Annotated in this window: 23 protein-coding genes and 3 tRNA genes; 19 read left to right on the top strand and 7 right to left on the bottom strand. The window is 70.8% G+C overall.

The window, feature by feature from the left end; genetic code table 11:
- Nucleotides 1–36 precede the first annotated feature (36 nt).
- The 8 genes from serS to GQQ92_RS08205 all read left to right on the top strand — a co-directional run bounded on the left by serS (nucleotide 37) and on the right by GQQ92_RS08205 (nucleotide 7,851).
- Nucleotides 37–1,305, top strand: a complete 1,269-nt coding sequence (serS, locus tag GQQ92_RS08170) for a serine--tRNA ligase (protein WP_156998710.1) — start codon at nucleotides 37–39, stop codon at nucleotides 1,303–1,305.
- On the top strand, nucleotides 1,302–2,183 hold the full coding sequence (locus GQQ92_RS08175) for an HAD family hydrolase (RefSeq protein ID WP_156998711.1): 882 nt from the start codon (nucleotides 1,302–1,304) through the stop codon (nucleotides 2,181–2,183). The genes serS and GQQ92_RS08175 overlap by 4 nt, the downstream gene beginning before the upstream one ends.
- A gap of 225 nt (nucleotides 2,184–2,408) precedes the next feature.
- Nucleotides 2,409–3,641, top strand: coding sequence for an LCP family protein (locus GQQ92_RS08180; RefSeq protein ID WP_156998712.1), 1,233 nt, complete (start codon nucleotides 2,409–2,411; stop codon nucleotides 3,639–3,641).
- 161 nt (nucleotides 3,642–3,802) lie between these two features.
- Nucleotides 3,803–3,887, top strand: a tRNA-Ser gene (locus tag GQQ92_RS08185).
- 62 nt (nucleotides 3,888–3,949) lie between these two features.
- The gene (locus tag GQQ92_RS08190; protein ID WP_156998713.1) at nucleotides 3,950–5,275 is read left to right on the top strand and encodes an LCP family protein; all 1,326 of its coding nucleotides are present in this window, start codon (nucleotides 3,950–3,952) and stop codon (nucleotides 5,273–5,275) included.
- Nucleotides 5,276–5,364: 89 nt separating this feature from the next.
- Nucleotides 5,365–5,453, top strand: a tRNA-Ser gene (locus GQQ92_RS08195).
- A 190-nt stretch (nucleotides 5,454–5,643) separates the two neighbouring features.
- A complete protein-coding gene (locus GQQ92_RS08200) occupies nucleotides 5,644–6,075 on the top strand; it encodes a hypothetical protein (RefSeq protein ID WP_156998714.1) in 432 nt (143 codons plus the stop codon).
- A 144-nt stretch (nucleotides 6,076–6,219) separates the two neighbouring features.
- Nucleotides 6,220–7,851, top strand: a complete 1,632-nt coding sequence (locus tag GQQ92_RS08205; RefSeq protein ID WP_156998715.1) for an MFS transporter — start codon at nucleotides 6,220–6,222, stop codon at nucleotides 7,849–7,851.
- Between the two features lie 61 nt (nucleotides 7,852–7,912).
- Here GQQ92_RS08205 and GQQ92_RS08210 read toward each other — a convergent pair whose 3' ends face one another.
- Together GQQ92_RS08210 and ku are read right to left on the bottom strand one after the other, a co-directional pair.
- Nucleotides 7,913–8,077 carry a hypothetical protein gene (locus GQQ92_RS08210; protein WP_156998716.1) on the bottom strand — a complete coding sequence of 55 codons (165 nt, stop codon included), beginning with the start codon at nucleotides 8,075–8,077 and terminating at the stop codon, nucleotides 7,913–7,915.
- Between the two features lie 16 nt (nucleotides 8,078–8,093).
- Complete coding sequence (ku, locus tag GQQ92_RS08215) at nucleotides 8,094–9,077, bottom strand: non-homologous end joining protein Ku (protein WP_156998717.1); 984 nt, start codon at nucleotides 9,075–9,077, stop codon at nucleotides 8,094–8,096.
- Between the two features lie 123 nt (nucleotides 9,078–9,200).
- On the opposite strand from ku, the gene GQQ92_RS08220 reads away from it, so the two are divergent.
- Entirely contained in the window at nucleotides 9,201–11,660 is a 2,460-nt protein-coding gene (locus tag GQQ92_RS08220; RefSeq protein ID WP_156998718.1) for an ATP-dependent DNA ligase, read from the top strand.
- 8 nt (nucleotides 11,661–11,668) lie between these two features.
- Here GQQ92_RS08220 and GQQ92_RS08225 read toward each other — a convergent pair whose 3' ends face one another.
- From GQQ92_RS08225 to GQQ92_RS08235, 3 genes are read right to left on the bottom strand one after another with little or no spacing between them, the layout of a single operon-like run.
- Nucleotides 11,669–12,664: a DNA topoisomerase IB gene (locus GQQ92_RS08225; RefSeq protein WP_156998719.1), complete on the bottom strand. Its 996-nt coding sequence runs from the start codon at nucleotides 12,662–12,664 to the stop codon at nucleotides 11,669–11,671.
- A 5-nt stretch (nucleotides 12,665–12,669) separates the two neighbouring features.
- Nucleotides 12,670–12,936, bottom strand: a complete 267-nt coding sequence (locus GQQ92_RS08230) for a DUF7218 family protein (RefSeq protein WP_156998720.1) — start codon at nucleotides 12,934–12,936, stop codon at nucleotides 12,670–12,672.
- A gap of 52 nt (nucleotides 12,937–12,988) precedes the next feature.
- Entirely contained in the window at nucleotides 12,989–13,873 is an 885-nt protein-coding gene (locus tag GQQ92_RS08235) for an SDR family oxidoreductase (RefSeq protein WP_156998721.1), read from the bottom strand.
- A gap of 305 nt (nucleotides 13,874–14,178) precedes the next feature.
- Here GQQ92_RS08235 and GQQ92_RS16525 point away from each other — a divergent pair, with 305 nt between their 5' ends.
- Together GQQ92_RS16525 and GQQ92_RS08240 are read left to right on the top strand one after the other, a co-directional pair.
- Complete coding sequence (locus GQQ92_RS16525) at nucleotides 14,179–14,343, top strand: hypothetical protein (protein ID WP_197738144.1); 165 nt, start codon at nucleotides 14,179–14,181, stop codon at nucleotides 14,341–14,343.
- A gap of 133 nt (nucleotides 14,344–14,476) precedes the next feature.
- Entirely contained in the window at nucleotides 14,477–14,866 is a 390-nt protein-coding gene (locus GQQ92_RS08240) for a DUF7882 family protein (RefSeq protein ID WP_232057571.1), read from the top strand.
- Nucleotides 14,867–14,958: 92 nt separating this feature from the next.
- Here GQQ92_RS08240 and GQQ92_RS08245 read toward each other — a convergent pair whose 3' ends face one another.
- Nucleotides 14,959–15,282, bottom strand: coding sequence for a DUF7882 family protein (locus GQQ92_RS08245; RefSeq protein WP_156998722.1), 324 nt, complete (start codon nucleotides 15,280–15,282; stop codon nucleotides 14,959–14,961).
- Nucleotides 15,283–15,385: 103 nt separating this feature from the next.
- Here GQQ92_RS08245 and GQQ92_RS08250 point away from each other — a divergent pair, with 103 nt between their 5' ends.
- From GQQ92_RS08250 to GQQ92_RS08280, 7 genes are all read left to right on the top strand, one after another.
- Entirely contained in the window at nucleotides 15,386–16,429 is a 1,044-nt protein-coding gene (locus tag GQQ92_RS08250; RefSeq protein WP_156998723.1) for a LacI family DNA-binding transcriptional regulator, read from the top strand.
- Between the two features lie 307 nt (nucleotides 16,430–16,736).
- Entirely contained in the window at nucleotides 16,737–18,425 is a 1,689-nt protein-coding gene (locus GQQ92_RS08255; protein ID WP_197738145.1) for a glycoside hydrolase family 13 protein, read from the top strand.
- 70 nt (nucleotides 18,426–18,495) lie between these two features.
- Nucleotides 18,496–19,857 carry an ABC transporter substrate-binding protein gene (locus GQQ92_RS08260; RefSeq protein ID WP_156998725.1) on the top strand — a complete coding sequence of 454 codons (1,362 nt, stop codon included), beginning with the start codon at nucleotides 18,496–18,498 and terminating at the stop codon, nucleotides 19,855–19,857.
- 215 nt (nucleotides 19,858–20,072) lie between these two features.
- A complete protein-coding gene (locus GQQ92_RS08265) occupies nucleotides 20,073–21,062 on the top strand; it encodes a carbohydrate ABC transporter permease (protein ID WP_372493362.1) in 990 nt (329 codons plus the stop codon).
- On the top strand, nucleotides 21,059–22,048 hold the full coding sequence (locus GQQ92_RS08270) for a carbohydrate ABC transporter permease (protein WP_372493361.1): 990 nt from the start codon (nucleotides 21,059–21,061) through the stop codon (nucleotides 22,046–22,048). Before GQQ92_RS08265 ends, GQQ92_RS08270 begins: the two co-directional genes overlap by 4 nt.
- A gap of 149 nt (nucleotides 22,049–22,197) precedes the next feature.
- The gene (locus tag GQQ92_RS08275) at nucleotides 22,198–22,578 is read left to right on the top strand and encodes an MmcQ/YjbR family DNA-binding protein (protein WP_197738146.1); all 381 of its coding nucleotides are present in this window, start codon (nucleotides 22,198–22,200) and stop codon (nucleotides 22,576–22,578) included.
- A gap of 177 nt (nucleotides 22,579–22,755) precedes the next feature.
- Nucleotides 22,756–22,828: transfer RNA gene (locus tag GQQ92_RS08280), tRNA-Arg, on the top strand.
- Between the two features lie 96 nt (nucleotides 22,829–22,924).
- On the opposite strand, the gene GQQ92_RS08285 is transcribed toward GQQ92_RS08280, so the two are convergent.
- Nucleotides 22,925–23,188 (bottom strand): hypothetical protein, encoded by a 264-nt coding sequence (locus tag GQQ92_RS08285; protein WP_156998727.1) that lies wholly within the window; start codon nucleotides 23,186–23,188, stop codon nucleotides 22,925–22,927.
- Nucleotides 23,189–23,399: 211 nt separating this feature from the next.
- Between GQQ92_RS08285 and GQQ92_RS08290 the strand changes: the two genes are divergently transcribed.
- Nucleotides 23,400–23,852, top strand: a complete 453-nt coding sequence (locus GQQ92_RS08290) for a VanZ family protein (RefSeq protein WP_197738147.1) — start codon at nucleotides 23,400–23,402, stop codon at nucleotides 23,850–23,852.
- Nucleotides 23,853–23,923 lie beyond the last annotated feature (71 nt).

A 23,923-nucleotide genomic window follows, 5' to 3' on the forward strand; every position in this document is an offset into this window, starting at 1 on the left:
GTATTCCATCGGAGGCCCGCGGCTAGACTGGCACGCGTGATCGACCCAGTACTGCTTCGCGAGAACCCCGACCTGATCAAGCATTCGCAGGACCTCCGCGGCGAGTCCGCGGCCCTGGTGGATGCCGCGGTCGACCTCGATGCTCGCCGCCGCAGCACGATCTCCGCCTACGAGTCGCTGCGCGCCGAGCAGAACGCCTTCGGCAAGCAGGTCGCGAAGGCCCCGAAAGACGAGAAGGCCGCGCTCGTCGCGCAGGCGCAGGATCTCGCCGCGAGGGTGAAGGCCGCGCACGCCGAGACGGCGGTGGCCGAAGAGGCCTTCACCGAGGCGGTGCGGCGCATCGGCAACATCGTCATCGACGGCGTCCCCGCGGGCGGCGAAGACGACTTCGCGCTGGTGCGCGAGGTCGGCGAGCTGCCGACGTTCGACTTCGAACCGCGCGACCACCTCGAGATCGGCGAGCTGCTCGACGCGATCGACATGCAGCGCGGGGCGAAGGTCGCGGGCGCCCGCTTCCACTACCTCAAGGGCATCGGCGCGCGCCTCGAGCTCGCGATCATGAACATGGGCCTCGACCGGGCGCTGGCGGCGGGCTTCACGCCCCTCATCACGCCGACGCTCGTGCGCCCCGAGATCATGCAGGGCACCGGGTTCCTCGGCGCGCACGCCGACGAGATCTACCACCTGCCCGCCGACGACCTCTACCTCACGGGCACGAGCGAGGTCGCGCTGGCCGGCTTCCACGCCGACGAGATCATCGACGTGTCGAACGGGCCCATCCGCTACGCGGGCTGGTCGACCTGCTACCGCCGCGAGGCCGGCTCGGCGGGCAAGGACACGCGTGGCATCATCCGCGTGCACCAGTTCAACAAGCTCGAGATGTTCAGCTACGTCGACCCCGCCGACGCCGAGGCCGAGCACGAACGCCTGCTCGGCTGGCAGGAGGGCATGCTGCAAGACCTCGGCCTCAGCTACCGCGTCATCGACACCGCCGCCGGCGACCTCGGCACGAGCGCGGCGCGCAAGTACGACGTCGAGGCCTGGGTGCCGACGCAGGGCGCCTACCGCGAGCTCACCTCGACCTCGAACTGCACGACGTACCAGGCGCGCCGCCTCGACATCCGGCACCGCACCGAATCGGGCAAGACGGCGCCGGTCGCCACGCTCAACGGCACGCTCGCCACCACGCGCTGGCTCGTCGCGATCCTCGAGACGCACCAGCGGGCCGACGGGTCGGTGGTCGTGCCCGAGGCGCTGCGCGGGTACCTCGGCGGCCTCGAGGTGCTCGAACCCGTCACCCGATGAGCGACATCGGCCGTCGGTCGGGCGGCGATCTCGAGACGGCTCCTTCGTCGGCTCCTCGATCGGCGGGGGAGGGGGCGGTACGCGACACCTGGTTCGTGGCGCTCGACGTCGACGGCACGATCATGCACGAAGACGAGTCGATCGACCCGGTCGTCGTCTCGTCGGTGGCGGCCGCCCGCGACCGCGGCCACGAGGTCACCATCGCCACGGGCCGCTCCTGGGCCGGAACCGCGTCGGTGCTCGGCCTGCTCGACCTGCGGCCCGACTACGTCGTGTGCGCCAACGGCGCCGTGACGATGAAGCGCGACGACGCGGCATCCGACGGGTACGTGCGAACGCATATCGAGACCTTCGACCCGGCCGGGGTGCTCGAGCGCATCAGCTCGTTCCTGCCCGACGGCCGGTTCATGGTCGAGCTGCCCGACGGCGAGCGCATCTACACCGCGGGCATGGACACGTGGAACCTCGACACCGCTCGCCAGGTCGAGTTCGAGGCGCTCTTCGTGCCCAGCGCGACGCGCGTCGTCGTGGTCTCGCCCGAGCACGGCACCGACGAGTTCATGGACCTCGTCGCAGGCATGGGGCTGCACCAGGTCAGCTACGCCATCGGCTGGACCGCGTGGCTCGACATCGCCCCCGACGGCGTGAGCAAGGCCACCGCGCTCGAACGCGTGCGCGGATGGCAGGGGCACGAACTCGACCGCGTGATCGCCGTCGGCGACGGCCGCAACGACATCGAGATGTTCACCTGGGCGGGCGCCGCCGGCCGCGCCGTGGCGATGGGCCAGGCCCCCGACGAGGTCAAGGAGGCGGCGACCGAGATCACCGGCTCCGTCGACGAGGCCGGCCTCGCGACCGTGCTCGACTCGCTGCCCTGACCGTGCGCTGAGCGCGCAGGCGCCTCGGCCGCCGCCGTCGGCTGCGTTCGGCGCTCTCCTCCTCCTTCCGTCGCCTCCCGCAGTCGGGCCGCGCGCAGCGATACACTCGGCAATCGGGGGTGGGGCGCCGTGGGTGGAGACGACGATCGACCGGAAGCGGGCGACGCTGACGTGACGGGCGAGCCCCTCGCGCCTGATGCGTCGGCACCCCCGCGGCACGGGCGGATGCCGCGACACGGCGGGTGGATCTCGGGCGGCCGGATCATGGCGGCCGTCGTCGCGATCGTCGCCGTGAGCGGGCTCGCGGTGGGGGCGTTCGCCGCGGTCGACCTCGTTTCGACCGTCGTGTCGAAGCCCACGCTCACGCTCGTCAACGAGGACGCGCTCGAGGGCGTGCCCGATATCGGCGCGATGGACGGCGGGCTCAACTTCCTGCTCGTCGGCAGCGACAAGCGCACCGCCGACGGCGCCTTCGGCGATCCCGAAGAGGACTCGGCGGTGCTCAACGACGTCACGATGCTCGTGCACATCTCGCAGGACCACTCGCATGCCGAGGTCGTGAGCTTTCCGCGCGACATGCTCGTCGAGGTGCCGGAATGCGCCGACCCGGCCGACCCCGACGGCGAGCCGCTCTCGTCGCTGTCCTCGGTCAAGATCAACACCGTGCTCTCGTACGGCGGGTTCGGCTGCGTCGCGGCCACCGTCGAACAGCTCACCGGCGTGACGATCCCCGTCGGCGGCATCGTCGAGTTCTACGGCGTGGCCGCACTCGCCGAAGCCGTGGGCGGCGTCGACGTGTGCGTCGCCGAGGCCATCGACGACGAGCACACGGGCATCCACCTCCCGCCCGGGACGCATACGCTCACGGGCATATCGGCGTTGCAGTTCCTCCGCACGCGACACGGCGTCGGCGACGGCAGCGACCTGGGCCGCATCTCGAACCAGCAGGTGTTCCTCTCGGCGCTCATGCGCACGCTCCAGTCCTCGGGAACGCTGAGCGACCCCGCGAAGCTCTACGGCATCGCGAAGGCCGCGCTGTCGAACATGAGCCTGTCGAGCGCGCTCCAGAACCCCACGACGCTCATCTCGATCGCGCGCGCCGTGCAGGACATCGACCTCTCGAAGATCGTCTTCGTGCAGTACCCCACCGTCTACACCGAGGACTCGAGCGCGGTCGTGCCCTCGGACTCCGCCGATGCCGTGAACGCGGCCCTCCAGGCCGACGAGCCCTTCGTGATCGACCCGAATGCCACGACCGACGCCGAGTTCGGCACGGACGCCGACCCCACGAGCGCGCCCGTCGAGCCCGATGCGGATGAGCCGGCGACGGATGCCGCGACGGATGCCGCATCGGATCCCGCGACGGATGCCGCGACCGATCCGGGCGCGGTGCTGCCCCCGGATGTCACGGGCCAACCGGCATCCGAGGTCCGCTGCTCGAGCGCGAACGACGGATGACGGGCCTGTTCCGAGGCATCCGCGCGGCCGCGGCATCCGCTCGGCCATGGCACGCGCCTCAGCGCGTTCACAGGGTGCGCTGCCAGTCTTGACGGGACACGAGTCGGCTAGAATCGTGGCCTGTCCGCCCTGGAACACGTTCCATCGTTCCGAAGCGGCAAGGAGGGCTGTCCGAGCGGCCGATGGAGCTGGTCTTGAAAACCAGTGGGCAGAAATGTCTCGTGGGTTCGAATCCCACGCCCTCCGCTCGTGTCGATGACCCCCTGCCGACCCCTGCGCCTGCCGCGACGACCCCGAGAGAGGTGAACGTGACCGACGAACGCCAGTTCAGTTCCCGAACCGCCGCGAAGAACCCCGCGATCGCCCGCCACGGCCGGCTGAAGCCGCACAATGTGTGGCGTTCGATCGCGAAGATCACCGCGTCCCTCGTCGCCGTCGCGCTCGTCTCCGGCTCGGCCGTCGCGGCCTACGCCGCGTGGGATCTCGCGAACACCGCGCAGCCCACCGTCTCGCTCGGCAACGCGAGCGTGCTCGACGGCGTCCCCGACATCGGCGCGATGCCCGGCGGCGTGAACCTGCTCGTCATCGGCAGCGACAGCCGCGAGGGGCAGGGCGACGCGTTCGGCGACCCCGACGAAGAGACCGCCGTGCTCAACGACGTCACGATGCTCCTGCACATCTCCGAAGACCACTCGCACGTCGAGGTCATCAGCTTCCCGCGCGACATGTTCGTGAGCGTGCCCGAGTGCGTCGACCCCGACGACCCCGCCGGCGAACCGCTCTCGGCGCTGTCCTCGGTCAAGATCAACTCCGTGCTCGACTACGGCGGCATGGCTTGCGTGGTCAAGACCGTCGAAGAGCTCACCGGGGTCACGATCCCGTTCGCGGGCGTCGTGCAGTTCCTCGGCGTGGCCGGGCTCTCCGAGGCCGTGGGCGGGGTCAACGTCTGCATCGCCGAACCCATCGAAGACGAGCACACCGACCTCTACCTGCCCGCGGGCAACGTCGAGCTCGCCGGCATGGAGGCACTGCAGTTCCTGCGAACCCGCCACGGCGTGGGCGACGGGTCCGACCTCGGGCGCATCTCGAACCAGCAGGTCTTCCTCTCGGCGCTGACCCGCAAGCTGCAGACCGGCGGCACGCTCTCCGACCCCGTCGCCCTGTTCGGCATCGCGAAGGCGGCGCTCGCGAACATGCAGCTCTCCGACACGCTCGTGAACCCCACGACGATGGTGTCGATCGCGGTGGCGATGAAAGACGTCGACCTCTCGAAGATCGCGTTCATCCAGTACCCGACCTCGTCGGTCGACGGCGGCGTCGAGGCGTCGTACTCCGCCGACGTGGTGAACCAGGCGCTGCAGCAGGACATCCCCGTCGTCTTCGACCCGGAGGCAGACGAGGCGGCATTCGCCTCGGCGACCGACCCCTCGGCGCTGCCCGCCGACCCCGACGCGGCTGAGACGCCGGCCGAGGAGCCCGCTGCCGAAGACGTTCCGGCCGACGACGCGGCGACCGCCGAGACGCCCGCCACGACGGCTCCGACGCCCACGGCCGAGGCGCTGCCGAGCGACGTCACCGGGCAGACCGCAGCCGACACCCGGTGCTCGGCCGGCCGCACGCTCGAAGACCAGTAACCGGTCGAGGCTGGGCGCATCGCCCGAATCGTGTTTCGCGGCATCCGCGGGTTATGATGGCAGTCGCATGCGCGCAAGCGCCGCTGCAAGGAGACGTCGCATAGTCCGGCCGAGTGCACCACCCTGCTAAGGTGGAGTCCCCGTAAGGGGACCAGGGGTTCAAATCCCCTCGTCTCCGCTCTCATTCGTTTCACGCCCTCGGGCGACTCCGGCAGCTTTCGCTGCGACGTCGCCGGCCTGTCTCGGCGCGCGGGGGGCTCGGAGTTCGGCCGCCCGGCATCGGGCCCGAACGCACCTCGGCAGGGCGATTCCGGCGTGAGCGGCTAGACTCTTCCGGTCACAAACACGATTCGGGGGAATCTGCCACCATGCAGAAGATCATCACCACCACTGCGCTGGCGTTCGCCGGCGCCCTGCTGTTCACGGGCTGCGCCACCGGCAGCGGCTCGGACAACGCCGCCGACGACAACTGCGAGGTCGTCCGGGTCGCCGTCCGCGACATCTCCAACGGCGCCCAGAACGCGATCGCCGCGTCCGCCGACCAGACGACGCTGCTCGAGCGCCTCGACGACTACTCGCAGCGGCTGGACGAGCTCGCTGAGGAGAACGCCGACGACGCCGAACTGAGTGAGGCGATCGGCGGCCTGCAAGACAAGGTCACCGCGGCCGAGGAGTACGCGGCCACCCTGCCGGCCGAGCCCACCGAAGACGCCGAGATCGACGCCGACGCGCAGGCGACGGCATCCGGCGACATCCAGGCGGCCGCGGTCACCGTCACCGAGGTCTGCACGACCGAGTAGGGCGCAGCCTCCGCACGACGCGAGCGCGCGGCATCCGGTCGTCGGATGCCGCGCGCTTCGCCGTCTCGTCCGGCGTGACTCGCGCGATTCGCGCGCTCCGCCCCGCTTCGCCGGAGCGTCGGAGCGAGGGGATAGGGTTCCCACGTGAACGCATCACCGCGCCGACGCTGGTTCGGCCTCGTCTTCATCAGCATCGCCGTGTCGCTCATCATCGTCGACTCGACGATCGTGAACGTCGCGATCCCGGCGATCGTCGACGACCTCGGCATCACCTCCACGCAGGTGCAGTGGGTGCAGGAGTCGTACACGCTCGTGTTCGCGGCGCTCCTGCTCGTGTTCGGCACGCTCGCCGACCGATTCGGGCGACGGCGGATGCTGCTCATCGGCGTCGTGGTCTTCGCGCTGTCCTCCGTGGCGGCCGCGTTCGCCACCACCGGAGAGCTGCTCATCCTCGCCCGCCTCGTGCAGGGCATCGGCGGGGCGATGATCCTGCCCACCACGCTCTCGCTCATCAACGCGACGTTCCGCGGGCGCGAGCGGGGCATCGCCTTCGCGGTCTGGGGTTCGACGATCGGCGGCATGGCGGCCATCGGGCCGCTGCTCGGCGGGTGGCTCACGACCGACTTCTCGTGGCGGTGGGCGTTCGGCATCAACATCCCGTTCGCGATCATCATCATCATCGGCGTGCTGCTCACGATCGACGAGTCCCGTGCGCCCGGCGAGCCGCGGCGCATCGACGTCGTCGGCGCCGTGCTCTCGGTGATCACGAGCGGCGCGCTCGTGTTCGCCCTCATCGAGGGCCGCACCTACGGCTGGTGGCTCGCCGAGGACGGCGTCGCGTTCGGCGACTGGGAATGGCCGTGGACGGTGTCGCCGATCCCGTTCGCGTTCGCGCTCGCGGCGCTCGGGCTCGTCGCCTTCATCCTCTGGGGCCTGCGCCGCATGCGGCGCGGCGAGTCGACCATGCTGCCCTTCGCCCTGTTCGCGATCCCGTCGTTCCGCAACGGCAACATCGCCGCCCTCATCGTCTCGCTCGGCGAGTTCGGCATCATCCTCTCGCTTCCGCTCTGGCTCCAGTTCGTGCTCGGATTCGACGCGCTCCAGACCGGCTTCGTGCTGCTCGCCCTCGCCGTCGGATCCTTCGGCGCCAGCGGGTTCGCCGGCGCGATGTCGGGCCGTCTCCAGCCCGTGTTCATCGTGCGGCTCGGCATCGCCCTCGAGATCGTCGGCGTCGTGTGGGTCGGCCTGGTCATCGGCCCCGACGCGACCTGGCAGTGGCTGCTGCCGGCCCTGTTCGTCTACGGGTTCGGCGTCGGCCTGGCCACGGCGCAGCTCACCGGGGTCGTGCTGCAGGATGTGCCCGTGGCCGACAGCGGCGCCGGATCCGGCACGCAGTCCACGTCGCGGCAGCTCGGTTCCGCGCTCGGCATCGCGATCCTCGGAACGGTGCTCTTCACGACCACCGCGAACGTGCTCGACGCCAAGCTCGACGAGCGCGGCCTGCCCGACGCGCAGCGCGAGCAGACGGTGTCCGCCGTCGTCGACAGCGCGGGCGCGGCGATCGCGGGGCTCGAGGCGAACCCCGAGACCGCGGAGGTCGGCGCCGACGCCGCGGAGGCGTTCAGCGACGGCACGCGGTTGGCCGCGTTCACCGCGGCCGGGTTCCTCGTGGTCGGCCTGCTCGCGACGCTCTCGCTGGGCTCAGGGCGACGCGACGAGCCCGACGCCGGGGCGCCCGGCACCGAGCAGGCAACCGAAGCGGAACCCACGGCCTGACGGGGCGCGGAGCCGGGCGTGCTGGGGAGGCGGGGCGCGACCCCGCTACGGGGAGCGTCGCCTATTCGGCTTCGCCCTCGGCCTCGTGTGCGGCCGCGTTCTCGTGCTCGCGGCGCTCGGCGTCGTAGCGCGCCGCGGCGGCGTCCTGCGCGGCGAAGTCCTCGCCGTTGCGCGGATCGCGGTCGACGTCCAGCGGCTCCTCGAGCGGGTCGACGAAATCGGTCATGGGGTGTGCTCCGTTCTCATGATGCGGCCTTGCGGGTCTTCTTCTCGGTCTTCGGCTTCTCGGTCTTCGACGCCGACGCGGACTTGGACGAGGATGCGCCCTTCGACGCCGACGCGCGCTTCGACGTGCCGCTCTTCGCCCCCGACTTCTTCGTGGTCTCCTTCGCCCCCGCGGAGGCCGACGCCGACGAGGAGCCCTCGCCCGCGGCATCCGCCCCGCCCCGCTTCGTCGCGATCGACCGGCGAAGGGCCTCCATGAGGTCGATGACCTCGCCGCCCTCCTCGTCGGGCTGCTCGCCGAACGTCGAGGCGGTGTCGAGCGCGTCGCCCTGCTCGAGCTTCGCGGCGATGAGGGTGCGCAGCTCCTGCTGGTACTCGTCGACGTACTGGTCGGGCTCGAACTCGGACACGAGGCTCTCGACGAGCTGCTTCGACAGGTCGAGCTCCTTCGCCGTGACCTTGACGTCCTCGTCGAGCGCCGGGAACGCGGCCTGCCGCACCTCGTCGCTCCAGAGCAGGGTCTGCACCATGAGCACCTTGCCGTGCACGCGCAGGGCCGCGAGCCGGGTCTTCTGCCGCAGGGCCATGCGCACGATCGCCGTGCGGTCGGTCGACTCGAGCGTCTCGCGCAGCAGGACGTACGCCTTCGACGACGCGGAGTCGGGCTCGAGGTAGTAGCTGCGGTCGAACATGATCGGATCGATCTGGTCGGTCGGCACGAACTCGACGACCTCGATCTCGCGGCTGCGCTCGGCGGGCAGCGACTTGAGGTCCTCGTCGGTGATGACCACGGTGCGCTCGCCGTCGTCGTAGGCCTTGTCGATGTTCTTGTACTCGACGACCTGCCCGTCGATCTCGCAGATGCGCTGATAGCGGATGCGTCCGCCATCGGCGTCGTGCACCTGGTGCAGGGACACGTCGTGATCCTCGGTCGCGCTGTACAACTTGACGGGCACATTGACCAGGCCGAATGTGACCGCCCCCTTCCAGACGGCTCGCATGCCTCCAGTGAACACCCCTTCCCGCACCGGGGGAACCCCCGGCGGCCGACACCGCCCTGCATCCGAGTCGCCCGAGTTCGTCCAAAGATGGGCAACTCGGGCATGAGCGGGCAGGATGGGGGCATGGCCGAGGGCGCGCGGCAGATGGTGGAGGTCGACGGCCGGAGGCTCCGGCTGACGAACCTCGACAAGGTCATGTATCCCGAGACGGGCATGACCAAGGGCGAGGTCATCGCGTACTACGCCGAGATCGCGCCGGCCATGGTGCCGATCGTCGCCGGGCGCCCGGTCACGCGCCTGCGCTGGGTGCACGGGGTCGGCACGGCCGCCGCCCCCGAGAAGCCCTTCTTCGAGAAGACCCTCGACGAGCATGCGCCCGAGTGGCTGCGCCGGGGGGTGATCGCGCACTCCGACGGCGACAAGCCGTATCCGATCGCCGACGACCGGGCGACGCTCGTGTGGCTCGCCCAGCAGGCCTCGCTCGAGGTGCACGTGCCGCAGTGGCGCTTCGACGCCGACGGGCGCCCCGCGAATCCCGATCGCATCGTGTTCGACCTCGACCCGGGCGAGGGCATGGGGCTGGCCGAGTGCGCCGAGGTCGCCCGCCTCGTGCGCGATCTCGTCGCGGGCATGGGCATGACGCCCGTTCCCGTCACGAGCGGCAGCAAGGGCATCCACCTCTACGCGACGCTCGACGGCCGGCAGAGCTCCGAGCAGGTGTCGGATGTCGCGAGGGAACTCGCCCGCGCCCTCGAGGCCGACCATCCCGGCCTCATCGTGTCGAGCATGAGCAAACTCGTGCGATCGGGGCGGGTGCTCATCGACTGGAGCCAGAACAACGGCAAGAAGACGACGATCGCCCCGTACTCGCTGCGCGGGCGGGCCCGCCCCACGGTGGCCGCGCCGCGCACATGGGCGGAGCTCGAAGACCCGGGGCTGCGACATCTCGAGGCGCACGAGGTGCTCGAGCGCGCGGCATCCGGTCTCGATCCGACGGCCGCGCTGGCCGGTTCGGGCGCCGCCGGGGGCGGCCCGCTCGCGACCTACCTCTCGATGCGCACGCACGGCGCGACACCCGAGCCGATGCCCGAGTCGAGCTGGGGCGCCCCGGCCGGGGAAGCTCCGCGGTTCGTGATCCAGGAGCATCACGCGCGGCGCCTGCACTACGATTTCCGGCTCGAACGCGACGGAGTGCTGAAGAGCTGGGCGGTGCCGAAGGGCGTGCCCGAGGACCCCGGGGTGAACCATCTCGCCGTGCAGACCGAGGACCACCCGATGGAGTACGGCGGCTTCGAGGGCACGATTCCGTCGGGGGAATACGGCGCGGGCTCGGTGACGATCTGGGACTCGGGCACGTTCGCGATCGAGAAGTGGCGCGACGACGAGATCATCGTCGACGTGCTCGGGCGGCCGGGCGGCCCGCTGGGCGCCGTGCGACTCGCGCTGATCCGCACCGACGGCGAGGGCGAGAAGAGCACCTGGCTCATGCACCGGATGAAGGACCAACGGCCCGCTGTGGATGCCGGTCGAGGAGGGAGCGGAGCGAGCGTCTCGAGACCTGGGGGCGGTGGGTCTCGAGACGGCGCCGGGGCGCCTCCTCGACCGGCGGCGGCCGAGGTCGATCCGATCCTCGTGCGGCCCATGCTCGCCTCACCGGGCACGCTCGGGCTGGTCGCCCGCGGCGAGTGGGCGCTCGAGCACAAGTGGGACGGCATCCGCGTGCTCGCGCGCGCCGACGGCGGCGGCATCCGCATGATCAGCCGCAACGGCAACGACGTGACCGCGCGGTACCCCGAGCTCGCCGACCTGCCGAGGGCGCTCCGCGGCGACGCGCTCGTCGACGGCGAACTCGTCGCGCTCGACGACGACGGGCGGCCGAGCTTCGAGCTGCTCCAGTCGCGCATGAACCTGACCCGGGCGTCCGAGGTGGCCCGGCTCGCGGCATCCGCCCCGGTGCGGCTGCTGCTGTTCGACGTGCTCGAGATCGCGGGCGACGACGTGACGGATGCCCCGTACCGCGAGCGGCGGCGACGGCTCGAGCGGCTCGTGCGGCCGGGGTCGGGCGTGCCGGTCGAGGTGCCCGCGCTCGCCGATGGAACCCCGGCCGAAGCGCTCGAGGAGGCGCGGCGGCTCGGGCTCGAGGGGCTCGTCGCGAAGCGGCCGGACTCGGTCTACACGCCGGGGAGCCGTTCCGAGTCGTGGCTGAAGCTCAAGCTGACCCGCACGCAGGAGGTCGTGATCGGCGGGTACCGCAAGGGCGCGGGCACGCGCACGGGCCGCATCCGCTCGCTGCTCGTCGGCATCCCGGGCGAACGCGGCCTCGAGTACGCCGGACGCGTCGGCAGCGGCCTGCGCGAGCTCGAGTCGGAGCGGCTGCTCGAACGGCTCGACGGGGCGCGGCGCGAGACGTCGCCGTTCGTCTCGGTTCCAGACGCGGATGCCGCGGACGCCGTCTGGGTCGAGCCCGAGCTCGTCGGCGAGATCGAGCTCGCCGAGTGGACGAGCACGGGCGTGGCGCGGCATCCGCGGTGGCGGGGCCTGCGTCGCGACAAGGCGCCCGAGGACGTGGTGCGGGAGGGCTGAGCGCCGGATCAGGCGACGCGGCCCGTGCCGTCGCCGTCGTCGCCGTCGGCGAGCAGGTCGAGCAGCGCCCGCTCGCGCCCCCCGCGCAGCGACAGGGTGGTTCCCTGCTCGTAGGCCGCGAAGACGCGCGGATCGATGTAGCTGCCCTTCGCGATCGTGGGCGTGTTGCCGAGCACGGTGCTCGCGTGCTCGACGGCCTCCCGCATCGCGTCGCGTCGGGCGCGCGCCGTCGTCGTCGGCCCGAGCTCGGCGAGCCGTTCGGCCGCCGCGACCGTACCGCGGAGGGTGCGGAAGTCCTTCGCCGTGAAGTCCCCGCCCGTGCGCTCGCGCACATGCTCGTTCACGTCGGCGGGCCCGAGCGCGCGAGCGCGGCGACCGTCGAGCCAGGCGAACAGGCGGGCGGCCGCCGCGCGTTCGCGGCTGCGTTCGACGAACCCCGCGAGCGCGGCATCCGGAATCGTGAGGTCTTGACGGATGCCGCCCTTCGCCCGGAACCGCAGTCGCACCGCGTCGTCGTCGACCGCGGCATTGCGCACGAGCAGCGTCGTCAGCCCGCGGCTGCGGAACCCGGCCAGCGACTCCTCGGACCCGACCCGGATCGCACCTGCGTCGAGCGTGCGGAACGCCGCCGCCAGCACCCGCTCGCGGGGCAGTTCGGGCAGCGCGAGGTCGCGGTCGGCCGCGCGTCGCGCCTCCGGCAGCACCCGGGCGAGTTCGAGCATGCGGTCGAACTTCACGGCGTCCTGCGCCTCGCGCCACGCCGGATGGTAGAGGTACTGGCGCCGGCCCGCGGCGTCGACCCCGACCGCGAGGATGTGCGCGTTCGCGACATCCGCGATCCACACCTCGTTCCACGCCGGCGGGATCGCGAGGTCGGCGATCCTCGCCCGCTCGGCCGGCCCCGCCGAGCCGCCGTCGGCGTGCACGTAGCCGAACCCGCGACCACGCCGCACCCGGGTGTATCCGGGTGCGGCGTAGGGTTCGACGTGTCGGAGTCGCGGCATCCGACTCAGTGGTTCCGAAGCGCCGAGATGAGCTCGGCCTTGCGCTTGCCGCTGTACCCGGTGATGCCCAGCTCCTTCGCGCGCTTCTTCAGCTGCTCGACGGTCCAGTCCTCGTAGTCTCCGCTCTTGCCGCCCTTGCGGCCGATGGCGCTGCGCCCCTTCGCGGCCGCGGCGTTCGAGATGCGCGCCGCCTTCTCCTTCGAGGCCCCGTCGTCGCGGAGCTCCTCGTAGAGCTCCGGATCCTTCAACGAGTTGTTCCTGCTTCCGGGCATCGCCCTCTCCCTTCTCCTTGGTGGCCTGCGTGGAATGGCCTGCACGGATGGGTCAGAGACCCATGCCGCCCGTCACCGGGAGCACCGCCCCCGAGACGTACGACGCCTCGTCCGAAGCGAGGTAGACGTACGCGCCCGCGAGCTCGGCGGGCTGACCCGCGCGGCCGATCGGCGTGTCATGGCCGAAGTCGGGCACGTGGTCGGGCCAGCCGGTCGCCGGGATCAGCGGCGTCCAGATCGGGCCGGGCGCGACGGCGTTGACGCGGATGCCGCGGGGCCCGAGCTCGGCGGCGAGGGCCTTCGTGAACGCCACGAGGGCGGCCTTCGTCATCGCGTAGTCGACGAGCGAGCACGACGGATCGAACCCCTGGATCGACGAGGTCGTGATGATCGAGGAGCCAGCCTCCATGTGCGGCACCGCGGCGCGCGCGAGGAACACGGGTGCGAAGAGGTTCACGCGCATGACCCGCTCGAAGTCCTCGGTCGGGAGCTGCTCGATGCCGCCCCGGTCGCGCTGGTAGGCGGCGTTCAGCACCAGCAGGTCGAGGCCGCCGAACGTCTGCTCGGTCTCGCGCACGAGGTCGATGCAGTGCTGCTCGCTCTGGAGGTCGCCCGGCAGCAGCAGCGGGTCGTGGCCGGCATCGGTGATCCAGCCCGCCGTCTCCTCGGCGTCGGCCTGCTCGTTCGGGAGGTACGAGATGGCGACCCGCGCGCCCTCGCGGGCGAAGGCGATCGCGACCGCCCGGCCGATGCCCGAGTCGCCGCCCGTGATGAGCGCGCGCCGCCCCTGGAGCCGGCCGCCGCCACGGTAGCTCTGCTCCCCGTGGTCGGGCTGCGGCGCCATCCTGGCGGTCATGCCCGGAGGGTCCTGCTCCTGTTTCGGGAACGGATCCGTCGTGTGCTTCGTGGTCGGATCGATCAGTGGGCTCGTGTGCATCGTGACCTCCCTGCGATCCCCTTCAACGGTACGGAAGGGCGGCCGGATGCGGCGGGGGTTGACATCGGCCGGACGGGGTGCGGCGGCATCCGGATCGGCGGTCTCCTGCGGCACGGGACGCGAGCCGCCGGCCGACGTCTAGCAGTCCGCGAGGAACGCGGTCAACCCCCAGCGCGGAATCGTCTGGACCCCTAACGTGGAGTCCACGGAGCGCATCCGCCCCGAGGTTCCGCCGATCGCAGATCATGCGGAGGCCGCTCGTCCGCAGCTTCTACCCGTGCTGCGGATCATGAGAAGGAGAGATCATGAACATCCTCGTCGCCATCATCGCCATCGTCGCCATCATCCTGCTGTTCACCGGCGGATTCGTGCAGTCGCTGAACTTCCTCCTGTGGGTCGGCGTCGTACTGCTCGTCATCGCGCTCATCGTGTGGCTGCTGCGCTTCATCGGTGGCAAGAAGACCGTCTGACGGTTCCAGAACCTCACCGGCGCGGGCATCCGAAAGGGTGCCCGCGCCGTCGTGTTCCCACCCGCTGCGCGGGCGTGGACATCCTGTCCGAAAGTTGTATTCGCCCGCCCGTCGGTCGATCTATGATTCACGGGTGGGTACCCTCTACTACGGCGATTCAGGCACTCCGATCGGCATCGAAGATCGGGCGCTCGCGCATGTCAAGGTCGCGATCACGACCAAGCTCCGCCGCGGCGAGAGCTTCACGCTCTCGTGGCAGCACACCGACGACCAGCCGCGCGGCCGAAGCACGCTCTGGCTGCACCCGTCGATCCCGCTGCGCTTCGTCTTCGACGAGCCCGAGACGCCCGAGCTGAGCCGCGACTGGATCGAAGAGCTCATGCGATCGGCCAACAGCACGGGCGGCATCCGCCTGATTCCCGAGCACCTCGACACGAACCCGATCGCCACGATCCCCGAGCAGCCCGTGCAGGTCGGCGTCGATGTGCAGGAGGTCGACGCGAGCGCTGCGGCCAAGGCCTGAGCCGTCGCTCAGTCGGCGTCGCTCAGTCGGCGTCGATCAGTCGCCGTCGATCTGCCGGCGCCGATCGGCCGAGGTCGATCAGTCGGCGTCGATCAGTCGGCGTCGATCGGGTCGTTCTCGTCGGGCTCCGGCACGTACTGCAGGCCGGAGGTGCTGTTCGCGGTGAGCAGGAGCTGCTCGATCCAGATGCGGTTGAGCTTCGGCGAACGGTTGCCGCTGAACACGAACTGCAGCGGGATCGACGGATGCAGCCAGATCGTCGTGCGCCCGCTGCCGTTCACGAGGCCGTGCTCCCACGTCATGGAGAAGCTCTCTCCGCGGCGCAGTTTGTTCAGGATCGCCACGCGGAGGTGCGCGAGCACCCGGTCGTCGATGTCGAGCTCGCGCGGAGACGAGTTGTAGATCAGCTTGCCCATGCGCTGACTCTAATGCCCGTCGGGCGCCGGAGCGACATCGGGTTCGAGCGGCTGTCGAGTTCTTGCGCAGCGCGATCCGACGGCCTGCCGATAGCATGTCGCCATGTCGAGGAGACTCGCGGATGTCGCGCGCAAGGTCGGAGTCAGCGAAGCCACCGTCAGCCGGGTGCTGAACGGCAAGCCCGGCGTCTCGGCCTCCACGCGCGATGCCGTGCTGACCGCGCTCGACGTGCTCGGCTACGAGCGCCCGACGAAGCTGCGCGGTGAGCGTGCCCGGCTCGTCGGCCTCGTGATGCCCGAGCTGCAGAACCCGATCTTCCCGGCGCTCGCCGAGTCCATCGGAGGCGGCCTCGCGCAGAACGGCTACACCCCGGTGCTCTGCATCCAGACGGCGGGCGGCATCTCCGAGGCCGACTACGTCGAGCTGCTCCTGCACCAGCAGGTCTCGGGCGTGATCTTCGCCGGCGGCGCCTACGCCCAGGCCGACGTGAACCACGACCACTACGAGCGGCTGCGCGAGCTGAACCTGCCCACCGTGCTCGTGAACGCGCCCATCGACGGCCTCGGCTTCGCGACCGTCTCGTGCGATGACACCACTTCGATGGAGCAGGCCTTCGGGCACCTGGTGCAGCTCGGGCACCGACGCATCGGCATCCTGCTCGGGCCTCGCGACCACATCCCCTCGCAGCGAAAGCACGCGGCCGCGCTGCGCATGGCCGAACGCCACGACGTCGAGCTCGGCGACGACCGCATCGTGCACTCGCTCTACTCGCTCGAGTCCGGGCAGACCGCCGCGGCCAAGCTCATCGCCGCCGGCGTGACGGGCATCGTCTGCGCGAGCGACCCGATGGCGCTCGGCGCCGTGCGCGCCGTGCGCCGGGCGGGCCTGCGGGTGCCCGAAGACGTCTCGGTGATCGGATACGACGACTCCGCGCTCATGAACTGCACCGAGCCGCCGCTGACGACCGTGCGGCAGCCGATCGAGGCGATGGGCAAGATGATCATCGAGTTGCTCATGCGGCAGATGTCGAGCGAGCGGAGCATCGGCGACGAGGTCTTCTTCGCCCCCGAACTCGTGGTGCGCGCCTCGACCGCGCCCGCGCCCGCCTCGCCCGTGCCCACCCCGCCCGCCCCGCCCGCCGAGTAGCCCCGCCCCACGCCAACCCTCGCCCACCCCGCCCGCCGAGGAGCAGCTCTCGTCCCGGATGCAGGAAACGAGGATGCATCCCGGCTGTGAGAGGGGGATGGGTCCTCGTTTCCTGCAGGTGAACCCGAGCCAGGCCGCACTTGCGCGGAATCCGCAAGCGACATCCGCAACTTGACGCAAGTCGTCGCAAACTTCTGTCGGATTGTTGAATAGTTGCGTCATTCTGTTGCCTTCAATACCTTGACGGACATCGACGCCGTCGTCTCCCGAAGACGCGGTGCCACCGCTCGAAGAGGAGACCGCCAGCGTGACCACGCCACTCACGGAGTACGGCACGACCGCCCCGTCGTTGCCGGCAGACGACGCGCTGTGGTGGCGCAGCGCCGTGATCTACCAGGTGTACGTGCGCAGCTTCGCTGACTCCGACGGCGACGGCACGGGCGACCTCCGCGGCGTGCGCAGCCGGCTCGGCTACCTCAAGGAGCTCGGCGTCGACGCGCTCTGGTTCAACCCGTGGTACCCGAGCCCGCTCGCCGACGGCGGCTACGACGTGAGCGACTACCGCGACATCCACCCGGCGTTCGGCACGCTCGAGGATGCCGAGCTGCTCATCAGCGAGGCGCTCGCCCTCGGCATCCGCACGATCATCGACGTCGTCCCGAACCACGTGTCGAGCGAGCACGCCTGGTTCCAGGCCGCGCTCGCCGCCGGGCCGGGCAGCCCCGAGCGGGAGCGCTTCTGGTTCCACCCGGGCAAGGGGCCGAACGGCGACGAGATGCCCACGGGCTGGATCTCGAACTTCCAGGGCGACACCTGGACCCGCACGACGAACCCCGACGGCACGCCGGGGGAGTGGTACCTGCACCTGTTCACCCCCGAGCAGCCCGACCTCAACTGGAACCACCCCGACGTGCGGGCCGAGCACGAGGACGTGCTTCGCTTCTGGTTCGACCGCGGCGTCGCGGGCGTGCGCATCGACTCGGCCGGCCTGCTCATCAAGGATCCGGCGCTGCCCGAGGTGCCAGCCGAGGTGCGCCCGGGCGAGCACCCCACCGAGGATCGCGACGAGGTGCACGACGTGTACCGCGCGTGGCGGCGCATCGCCGATTCGTACGAGGGCACTCGCGTGCTCGTGGGCGAGGTCTGGGTTCCGGATGCCGCCCGCTTCGCGGCCTACCTCCGCCCCGACGAGATGCACACCGCCTTCAACTTCGACTTCATGACGCGCCAGTGGCGAGCCGACGAGCTGCGCGCGTCGATCGACCTGATGCTCGCCGCGCACGCGCCCGTCGGCGCCCCGAGCACGTGGGTGCTCTCGAACCACGACGTGACCCGGCCGGTGACGCGGTACGGCCGCGCCGACGACACGGGTTTCGCGTTCGCCCGCAAGCGATTCGGCACGCCGACCGACGTCGAGCTCGGCACGCGCCGGGCCCGCGCGGCGGCCCTGCTCACCGCCGCCCTGCCCGGTTCGCTGTACCTCTACCAGGGCGACGAGCTGGGCCTGCCCGAGGTCGAGCTGCCGCGCGAGGTGCTCGAGGACCCGATGCACTTCCGGTCGGGCGGCGTCGACCCGGGCCGTGACGGATGCCGCGTGCCGCTGCCGTGGCGCGGCACCGAGCCGCCGTTCGGATTCAGCCCCGCGGGGCCCGGGGGCGCGGCATCCGTCTCGCCCTGGCTTCCGCAGCCCGCGGAATGGTCCGCGCTCACCGTGCAGGCGCAGGAGGCCGACCCGGGCTCGATGCTGTGGCTGTACCGGCAGGCGTTGCGCATCCGCAAGCGCGAGGCCTCGCTCGGCGACGGCCCGATGACGTGGCTCCCGAGCGCGCCCGCCGTGCTCGCGTTCGCCCGCGGCGACGACCTCGTCTGCGTGACGAACCTCTCCGACGGGCCGGTCGCGCTGCCCGAGCACGACCGCATCCTCCTCAGCAGCTCGCCGCTCGTCGGCGGACTCCTGCCCCGAGACTCCACGGCCTGGCTGCACCGACCGGCCTGACCGTCGAGGCCGCACCTGCACCCCGCGGCATCCCTCACCACACCGCATCACAGCACCGAAAGGACTGACAATGAAGTCACGCAGAACAGTCGCGATCGCCGGCATCGCCGCGCTCGCGATGGTGGGCGCCCTCGCCGCCTGCAGCGACGCAGGCGGAAGCGACGACGGCAAGCTCGAGCTCCGCGTCGCGACCTTCCCGCCCGGCGCCGAACAGGCCGCCTACGACGCCTTCGCCGAGCAGGAGAAGCAGTTCGAGAAGGCCAACCCCGACATCGACATCGTCGGCGTCGAGTACGAGTGGACGGCCCCGACGTTCGCCGCGCAGCTCGCCGGCGGCAGCCTGCCCGACGTCTTCACGGTGCCCTTCACCGACACGAAGACGCTGCTCGAGAACGGTCAGCTCATGGACGTCACCGACGACATCGACGAGCTCGGCTACGCCGACAAGTTCAACCCGATCATCCTCGACGAGGTCACGGGCAGCGACGGCAACGTCTACGGATTCCCGCGGCAGGCGTACGCGAACGGCCTGCACTACAACCGCGACCTGTTCGAGCAGGCCGGCCTCGACCCCGACCAGCCGCCCACCACGTGGGACGAGGTGCGGGCCGCCGCGAAGACCATCGCCGAGAAGACCGGGAAGGCCGGGTATGCGACCATGGCGTCGGGCAACACCGGCGGCTGGCAGCTCTCCGTGCAGGCCGACTCGCGCGGGGCGTCGCTGCAGACCGACAACGGCGACGGCACCTACACGTCGACCATCGACAACGACGCCACGAAGGCGACGCTGCAGTACCTGCACGACCTCCGCTGGGAGGACGACTCGATGGGCGCGACCTTCGACCTCGACTGGGGCAGCATCAACCAGGAGTTCGCGGCCGGCAACATCGGCATGTACACGTCGGGCTCCGACGTGTACACGGCGCTCGTGCGCGACTTCGGCATGCCGTCCGACCAGTACGGACTCACCGTCATCCCCGTCGAAGACAGCGGCGGCGTGCTCGGCGGCGGCGACATCGCCGTCATGCCGCCCACGCTCGACGACGAGACCAAGGCGGCCGCGGTCAAGTGGATCGACTGGTACTACATGCAGAAGCTCCTGAATGAGGATGCCGCCGTCGCCGACGCGAAGGCGCTCTCGGCGAGCGACCAGCCCGTCGGAACCCCCGTGCTGCCCGTGCTCGACAAGGAGACCTACCTCGAGTCGCAGAAGTGGATCGAGCCCTACGTGAACGTGCCGCTCGACCAGATGACCGGCTTCACCGACGGCATCTTCGACCAGACGCCCGTGGGCGAGTTCAAGGGCCAGACGCAGCCGATCTACGCGCTCATGGACAACCTCGTGCAGGCCGTGCTGACCGACGAGAACGCCGACATCGACGCGCTGCTCGCGCAGGTCGACGTCGACGCGCAGGCGCTGCTCGACCAGTAGGCCCCCGCCGGTCGAGGAGCGAAGCGTCTCGAGACCGTCCCACCCGGGCACGCGGTCTCGAGACGGCCCTGGCGGGCCTCCTCGACCGGCGTCAGTCGAGGAGCGAAGCGTCTCGAGACCGCGTCACCGTCTCACCCGGGCACGCGGTCTCGAGACGGCCCTGGCGGGCCTCCTCGACCGGCGCCGCCCACCCAGCCAACGATGAAGGACCACCGATGACGATGACCCCGACGACGACGGATGCCCCGCCGCCGGCATCCGCACCGGCGCCGCCCCACGCGGCATCCGCTCGCCCGAAGCGCTCCCGCCGACGCACCCCGATGACGTGGCTGCGCGGCGGCGGACTCTGGAACCTCGCCTTCCTCGCGCCCATGCTCATCGTCTTCGGCGTGTTCAGCTGGTGGCCGATCGCGCGCGCGTTCGTCATGAGCTTCCAGGAGACGAACCTCGTCTCGCCGCCGACCTGGGTGTGGTTCGACAACTTCGCCCGTGTGCTGAGCGACCCGAACCTCGGCACGGCCGTGCTGAACACCGCGTACTTCGCCGCCCTGGCGCTCGTGTTCGGGTTCCCGCTGCCGATCATCATGGCGGTGCTCATGAGCGAGGTGCGGCGGGGCAAGGGCCTCTACAGCGCGCTCGCGTACCTGCCCGTGGTCGTGCCGCCCGTCGTCGCGGTGCTGCTCTGGAAGGTGTTCTACAACGCCAGCCCCGACGGCGTGTTCAACACGGTGCTCGGCTGGGTCGGCATCCCGCCGCAGCCGTGGCTGCAGTCCTCGGCCACCGCGATGCCCTCCCTCGTCATCGAGGCGACCTGGGCGGCGGCCGGCGGCTCGATCATCATCTACCTCGCCGCGCTCATCGCCGTTCCGCCCGAGCTCTACGACGCCGCCGAGGTCGACGGGGCCGGCATCTGGCGCAAGATCTGGCACGTCACGCTGCCGCAGTTGCGCGGCATCCTCTTTATCATGCTGATCCTGCAGATCATCGGCACCGCGCAGGTCTTCCTCGAGCCGTACCTCTTCACGGGCGGCGGACCGAACAACGCGACGCTGACGGTGCTGCTCCTCATCTACCGCTACGCGTTCCAGAACAGCCTGGGCGGCGACTATGGCGAGGCGACCGCGCTCAGCCTGATGCTCGCGATCTTCCTGGGCATCCTGAGCTGGCTGTACTTCAAGCTGACCGACCGTTGGAGCACGAATTGACCACCGCACCCTCCGCCGGCCCGGCCACGACACCGGTCTCGACCTCGCTGCGCGCGAAGCTCGCGGGCGTCACCCGGCGGCGCGCCGAACGCGATGCCGCCGAGGACGCCGCCGACCGCAGCATCCTGAGCGGGCACGACCGTCGTCGTCGCGGGGTGCGCGCCTCGATGTCGGGCGTGCACGTGTTCCTCTTCGTCGGCCTCGTGATCGCCGGGCTCGGCCCGCTGCTCTGGCTCGCGAAGGCGGCCGTCACCCCGACCCAGGACACGCTGAGCCAGCCCTTCGCGCTCTGGCCGAACGGCATCGACTGGGCGAACCTCGAGCAGGCGTGGAACGACGTCCACATCGACCAGTACTTCCTGAACACGCTCTACGTCGCCGCCGGGTCGTGGTTCTTCCAGTTGCTCGTCGCGACCACCGCCGGCTACGCGCTGTCGGTGCTGCGCCCGAGGTACGCGCCCATCCTGAACGGGCTGGTGCTCGCGACCCTGTTCATCCCCGCGGTCGTGCTGCTCGTGCCGCTCTACCTGACGATCCTGCACGTGCCCGTCATCGACGTGTCGCTGCTCAACTCGTACTGGGCGGTGTGGTTGCCTGCGGCGGCGAACGCGTTCAACATCCTCCTCGTGAAGCGGTTCTTCGACTCGCTGCCGCGCGAGGTCTTCGAGGCGGCGCGCACCGACGGCGCGGGCCCGTTCCGGGTGTTCTGGTCGATCGTGCTGCCGATGTCGAAGCCCATCCTCGGCGTCGTGTCGGTGTTCGCCGTGATCGCCGCGTGGAAGGACTTCCTCTGGCCGCTGCTCGTGCTGCCCGACCCCGCCGTGCAGCCCCTGTCGGTGCGCCTGCCCGCCGTGCAGTCGCAGACCGAACTCGACGTGTTCCTCGCCGCGCTCGCGATCTCGACGATCATCCCCGTCGTGCTGTTCCTCATCTTCCAGCGGCTGTTCCTGCGCGGCGCCGGGCTGGGCGGGGCCGTCAAGGGGTGATGCCCGGGCATCTGCAGGAAACGAGGCGGTATCCCCTCTGGTGGGAGAGGATGGCGCCTCGTTTCCTGCATCTGGGCCGCGGATGTCGCGGGGCAGGGCGGATGCCGCGGGGCGGGCGGATGCCGCGGGGCGGGCGTAGGCTGCGGCGCGTGGAGCATCCCCAGGTCGTGGATCCGCGGCATCCGCTCGTCGAGCGCGTGCGCGCCCTCTGCCTCGCGATGCCCGAGGCGGTCGAGGTCGAGGCATGGGGGCGGCCGACGTTCCGGGCGGCGAAGCCGATCTTCACGTACGTGGGTGCGCACATGGGGCGTCCGCTCTCGATCGTCGTGAAGACCGATCCCGAAGAGCATCTCGCGCTCGTGCAGGACGATCGCTTCTACGGGGTGCCGTACTTCGACCGCGCGCACTGGGTGGGCACCGACCTCGATGCTCCGCAGACCGATTGGCAGTTGCTGGCCGAGCTCATCGAGACGTCGTACCGGCAGGTCGCGCTCAAGCGCCAGCTCGCGGCCCTCGACGCGCTGCGCTGAGCGACCGGCGTGCGGGCGGGGCGGGGAGCCACGCGTCGGCGCCGGCCGGCACGCCTGAGGGGAGGCTGTGAGTGCGGCACGGCCGTTCGGCTCGATTGGCGCCGGCGCGACGGGTGGGATAGAGTAACGGGGTTGCCTGCGCTGGAAACAGCACAGCATGTGCACTCTCGAGTGCATGCGCCCGTAGCTCAACGGATAGAGCATCTGACTACGGATCAGAAGGTTGGGGGTTCGAATCCCTCCGGGCGCACACTGGTTGAGACAGTAGGAGAACGGCTCGCGAAAGCGGGCCGTTTTCGTTTTCCCGGCTACTCGGTGCTTTCCCGGCTACCCGGTGCCTTCCCGGCTACTCGGTGTTCTCCTCGGCGTCATCGCGGCGGTCGCCGGAGTCACCGTCGCCCGCGTCGCCGTCACGGGGGTCGCCCGCCCCGTCCTCCGGGTCCCCGCCCGAGGCGGTGTCGGTCTCCCGGTCCGGGTCCTTCGTCGCGTGGCCCGTCGCCGAGCCGTCGCCGAGGCGTTCGGTGTAGGCGGCGCGCTCCTCCGAGACGTCGCTGGAACCATCGGGGGCGTCGGCGGGCGGAACGGGCGGGACGGCATCGGTCTCGGTCATACGGCGACCGTACGCCGCCGTCGCCCGTGCGTCACCGGCTTGACAGGGCGGGGTCCGGTCGGGCAGTCGTGGAGAATTGGACGATGACGGGCCGGCCGAACGATCTCCTCAGCACCGCGCCTGCGTGGTGCGGGCCCGGCGGTGCCGGGTGACCGGGCGGATGCCGCAGGGCGGGCGGACTGCGCAGCGCCGGCGGTTCGGGGGCGCCGCGATGCACGTCGCGCTCGTCCTCGTGATCCTGGTCGTGCTCGCGATCGGGTTCTGGCCGTCGCGGGTCGATGCCGGAGCACATGACGAGCTCGAGGCGCTGTTCGCGTGGTTCGCGTCGATCGGCCTGCCCGGCATCGACTACCGGGTGCTCGAGTCCGCGGCGAACGTGGTGATGTTCGTGCCGATCGGGTTCCTCGTCGCGCTCGAACTCGGGCCCGCCCGGTGGCTGCCGTCCGTGCTCGTCGGCGCGGCGCTCTCGATCGTGATCGAGGCCGGACAGTGGTTGCTGCTGCCCGACCGCGTGCCGTCGGCGGGCGACGTGATCGCGAACACCGCGGGCGCCGCACTCGGGGTCGGGCTGGGCGTGGTGATCGCGGGGGTGCGGCGCCGCCGATCCCGACGGAGGGCCGACGCGACGCAGGACCCGGACGCGGAGCCGATCCGCCCCGCCTGACGACACGGCGACGCCCCCGGCTCCGAGGAACCGGGGGCGTCAGCGTGCGAGCGAGCGGATGCCGCGGGGTA

Origin of the sequence: Agromyces terreus (assembly GCF_009749465.1) — a bacterium.
GTDB classification, from domain to species: Bacteria; Actinomycetota; Actinomycetes; order Actinomycetales; family Microbacteriaceae; genus Agromyces; species Agromyces terreus.